The organism is Streptomyces sp. NPDC037273, from assembly GCF_055603625.1.
This window is the reverse complement of sequence record NZ_JBVJVO010000022.1, coordinates 93,338-97,798: the sequence shown is the minus strand read 5'-3', so window position 1 is coordinate 97,798 and position 4,461 is coordinate 93,338. Positions and strand designations below refer to the sequence as shown.

2 protein-coding genes, 1 tRNA gene and 1 rRNA gene are annotated in these 4,461 nt (G+C 72.1%); 3 read left to right on the top strand and 1 reads right to left on the bottom strand.

Annotated elements, in window-relative coordinates; all coding sequences use genetic code 11:
- Positions 1–93: ribosomal RNA gene (rrf, locus tag ACZ7G1_RS36330) — 5S ribosomal RNA — on the top strand; the annotation flags it as partial.
- 5 nt (positions 94–98) lie between these two features.
- Positions 99–174: transfer RNA gene (locus tag ACZ7G1_RS36325), tRNA-Thr, on the top strand.
- Between the two features lie 116 nt (positions 175–290).
- Here the strand turns inward: ACZ7G1_RS36325 and ACZ7G1_RS36320 are convergent.
- Positions 291–2,936: a SpoIIE family protein phosphatase gene (locus ACZ7G1_RS36320; protein ID WP_470880109.1), complete on the bottom strand. Its 2,646-nt coding sequence runs from the start codon at positions 2,934–2,936 to the stop codon at positions 291–293.
- 353 nt (positions 2,937–3,289) lie between these two features.
- Here ACZ7G1_RS36320 and ACZ7G1_RS36315 point away from each other — a divergent pair.
- Positions 3,290–4,461: HAMP domain-containing protein (locus ACZ7G1_RS36315; protein WP_471204403.1), on the top strand; the 1,172-nt coding region annotated here is incomplete at its 3' end.

The following is a 4,461-nucleotide window of genomic DNA, read 5'->3' as shown; positions in this document are numbered from 1 at the left end:
ACGCCCGGTTACATTCCGAACCCGGAAGCTAAGCCTTTCAGCGCCGATGGTACTGCAGGGGGGACCCTGTGGGAGAGTAGGACGCCGCCGAACAACCCGCCCTTTTAGCTCAGTCGGTAGAGCGTCTCCATGGTAAGGAGAAGGTCAACGGTTCGATTCCGTTAAAGGGCTCCAGAGAAAAGGCCCCCGCCATCAGGCGGGGGCCTTTTTGCGTTGTACCGGAGTTGTGCCGAAGTGGTGCCGATGGAGGGGGCCGGCGTCCCCCTTTCGGGGGATCGCCGGGGGGATCGTCAGCGGGGGTCGGGCTCGCGGAGGCGCATGGCGAGGATGGCCATGTCGTCGGAGGCGGGGGCCTGGGCGAAGCGTTCGACCGCGCGGAGGATGCGGGAGGCGACGGCGCCGGCGGTGAGGCCCGTACAGGTCTTGAGGACTTCGGCAAGGCCGTCGTCGCCGAGCATGCGGGTGCCTTCGCGGCGTTCCGTGACGCCGTCGGTGACGCAGAGGAGGACGTCGCCGGGGTCGAGGGTGATGGTCTGCTCGTACAGCTCCAGGTCCTCCATGACGCCGAGGAGGGGCTGGGGCTCCGCCGCGGGCTGGACCGTGCCGTCCGGGCGGAGGCGCAGGGGGAGCGGGTGGCCTGCGCAGACGACCTTGAGGATGGCGGAGCCGTCCGACTGCGGGCGCATCTCGCCGTAGAGGAGGGTGAGGAAGCGGCTGCGGTCGCCCTCGTCGAGGATCGCCGCGTTGAGCCGTTCCAGGACGGCGGGGCCGCCGAAGCCCTCGCGGGCCAGGAGACGCAGGGCGTGGCGGGCGAGGCCGGTGACGGCCGCGGCCTGGGGACCCGTACCGCAGACGTCGCCGATGGCGAAGCCGTACGCGCCGTCGCGGATGGGGAAGAGGTCGTAGAAGTCGCCGCCGACCTCGTTGCCCTCGCCGGCGGCCCGGTAGATGACGTCGACCTCGACGCCGGGGATCTCGGGGAGGCCGGGCGGGAGGAGGCTGCGCTGGAGGGACTGGCTGATGGCCACGCGCTCCGAGTAGAGGCGGGCGTTGTCCAGGGCGAGGGCGGCCCGGCGCGAGAGGTCCTCGGCGAGCTCCAGGATCTCCTGGCGGAAGTGGTCCTCCGAGGGGCGGCCGAGCGTCAGCATGCCGATCACCCGGTTGCGGGCGACCAGGGGCAGGACGACGGTCTCGCCGGCGACCGTGCCGGCGGTGGCCAGCGTGGTGTCGATGCCGGAGGAGAGCGGGCTCGTCGGATAGTCGAGGGCGCGGACCGAGGCGGTGAGCGCGGCGCGGTGGGCCGCGTCGGCCGGGGCGGTCCAGACGCGGGCGCCGAGGGTGGGCACCGGGTCGGGCGGTGCGATGGAGGAGAGCAGGTCCTTGAGGCCGTCGATGCGGTCCTCGTCCTCGTGGAGCACGTAGGAGAGGTACGGATCGGAGGACTGGTCGGCGATCGTGTAGACCGCGCACCAGGTGGCGAGGGTGGGGACCGTCATCTGGGCCATCAGGGCCAGGGTCTGGTCGCGGTCGAGGGTGCCGGCCAGGAGGTCGGAGGCCTCGACGAGGAAGCTGAGGGAGCCGCGGCGCAGGCGTTCGAGTTCGCCGAGGCGGGCGGATTCGACGGCGAGGGCGATGCGGTCGGCGGCGAACTGGAGGCGCAGGGCCTCTTCGTTGGAGTAGCGGTTCGCGGCTTCGGCGGCGACGCCGAGGGAGCCGGTGAGCCGGCCTTCGACCTTGAGGGGGACGGTGACGACCGCGCGCATGCCGGTGCCTTCGAGGAGCGGTACGGCTCCGGGGACGGCGGCCAGGTCCTCGTGGACGGCGGGCATGCGGGCGGAGCCGTAGCGGCTGGCGCCGGTCTCGACGGGGACGCGGGCGAAGCGCTGGCGGGCGGCGGGGAGGCCGGTGGTCGCGCGGACTTCGAGTTCGGTCTCGTCGTCGGTGGCGAGGAGGAGGAAGGCGGCGTCGCCGTCGAGCATGTCGCGGGCGCGTTCGACCGTGCGCTGGAGGAGGCCGTCGAGGTCGTCGGGGGCCGGGGAGCCGATGAAGACCTCGAAGGGGTCGGCGGCGCGGTTCTCGGAGCCCGGTTCGGCGGCGGGGCGCTGGGGGGTCTGGAGGACGGCCCGCTCGTGCTCGCGGACCAGGAGGCAGACGGTGGAGGGTTCGCCCTGGGCGTCGCGGACGCGGAGGTGCGAGGAGTAGACGGGGATGACGCGGCCGTCGGCGCAGCGGATGCCGTAGCTGCCCTCCCAGCGGGAGAGGCGGAGGGCCTCGGCGAGGCCGGTGCCGATGCCGGGGGTGTGGGGCCAGGCGGCGAGGTCGCCGAGGGGTTTGCCGATGACCTGCTCGGAGCCGTATCCGAAGAGTTCCTCGGCGTCCTCGTTCCAGGCGGTGACGGAGCCGGCGTCGTCGATCTGGACGACGGCCACGCGGACGCGGCTGTCGGCGACGGGGAGGAGGGCGTCGGGGAGCACGGGGCCCGCGGAGCGGGTGCCGACCGGGCGCTGGGCGAGGTCGAGGTGGAACCAGACGTGCTTGCGGGTGGGGGAGTAGTCGACGCCCCAGCGGTGGGCGAGGGCGGCGCAGAGCAGCAGGCCGCGGCCGTTCTCGCGGTCGGGGTTGCCGAGGGTGCGGCCGCTCTGGACGGGGATCTCGCGCTCGGGGTAGCGGTCGGCGACCTCGACGCGGATGCTGTCGTCGGAGCGGAGGCAGAGGACGTCCGCCGCGGTGCCGGCGTGGATGACGGCGTTGGTGACGAGCTCGCTGGTGAGGACGACGGCGTCGTCGACGAGCTCGGGATGTCCCCAGCCTTGGAGGGTGTCCCTGACGAACGCGCGGGCGGCCGCGACGGACCGCCCGACGGGCTCGAAGCTGGCAGTCGCCCGCGCGGTGATCACAGCACTCCTCGTACGCGTCTCGACGCCCGGCTCTGCCATGCTCGGTCTGTCCCTCCCGCTGCCCGGTGGTCGTGCGCGCACCACACCGCCCCCGCCGGGCGGACCGGGGCGGCTGGACAGCCGGAAGCCAGGTTACTTACCTTCACTGTCCGAGCGGATGCCGGTCACCGTTGATTCCGTCCCCCGGGGGTAGGGACGCGGTGCGAAGCTGCCGAACTGTTATCGCCTGGTTCGGTGGCGGTGAAACACTGGGCAGGCTACCGGCGAGAGCCGGAGCGGTACGGTCGACCCCTTTCGGGAGGGACACGGTGGAGTCTGGCACGGCGGCGCGGCGCGGCGGAGGCAGTGGCACGCGCGCGAGGGGCGGGCGTTCCCGTGGGGGGACGGTGCAGGTGGACGCGGCGGCGCTGGAGCGGTTGCTGGCCGCGCTGGTGTCGATGCGGGACGGGAACTTCCGTAAGCGTCTGACGGCGTCCGGCGACGGAGTCATGGCGGAGATCTCCGCCGTGTTCAACGAGGTCGCCGACCGGCAGATGCACGTGACGGGGGAGTTGTCCCGGGTCCGGCGGGTGGTCGGGCGCGAGGGCAAGCTGTCCGAGCGTCTGGAGGCGGGGGCCAGTGAGGGGGCGTGGGCGGCGGCGATCGAGGCCGCGAACGCGCTCGTCGACGATCTGGCCCGGCCGGTGTCCGAGGTGGGGCGGGTCCTTTCGGCGGTGGCCGAGGGTGATCTGGACCAGCGGATGGACCTGCGTTCGGAGGGTGCCGACGGGACGGTGCGGCCGCTGCGCGGTGAGTTCCTGAAGGTCGCGCGTACCGCGAACAACCTGGTCGACCAGTTGTCGGTGTTCGCCTCCGAGGTGACGAGGGTCGCCGTCGAGGTGGGTACGGACGGCAAGCTGGGCGGGCAGGCGCAGGTGCGGGGAGTGTCCGGTTCGTGGAAGGACCTCACGGACTCGGTCAACACGATGGCGAACCGGCTGACGGCCCAGGTGCGGGACATCGCGCTGGTGACGACGGCGGTCGCGGACGGCGATCTGTCGCAGAAGGTCACGGCGAACGTGGCCGGCGAGATGCTGGAGCTGAAGAACACCGTCAACCGGATGGTGGACCAGCTGTCGTCGTTCTCCTCCGAGGTGACCCGGGTCGCGCGTGAGGTGGGTACGGAGGGCGAGCTCGGCGGCCAGGCCGAGGTGGCCGGGGTGGCGGGTGTCTGGAAGGACCTCACCGATTCCGTCAACACGATGGCGGGCAACCTCACCAATCAGGTGAGAGGGATCGCGGAGGTGACGACCGCGGTCGCCAACGGCGATCTGTCGCAGAAGGTACGGGTCTCCGCGCGCGGTGAGATCGCGCAGCTGGCGGACACGATCAACCAGATGACCGAGACGCTGCGGACGTTCGCCGACGAGGTGACCCGGGTGTCCGGCGAGGTCGGCGCGCAGGGTCTGCTCGGCGGTCAGGCGCAGGTGCCGGGTGCTGCGGGGACCTGGAAGGACCTCACGGACTCGGTCAACACGGTCTTCCGGAACATCACCACGCAGGTGCGGGACATCGCGCAGGTGAC

Bases quoted from the DNA above. Each gene is read 5' to 3' on its own strand.
- ACZ7G1_RS36320 (WP_470880109.1), bottom strand. From the start codon at position 2,936: ATGGCAGAGCCGGGCGTCGAGACGCGTACGAGGAGTGCTGTGATCACC.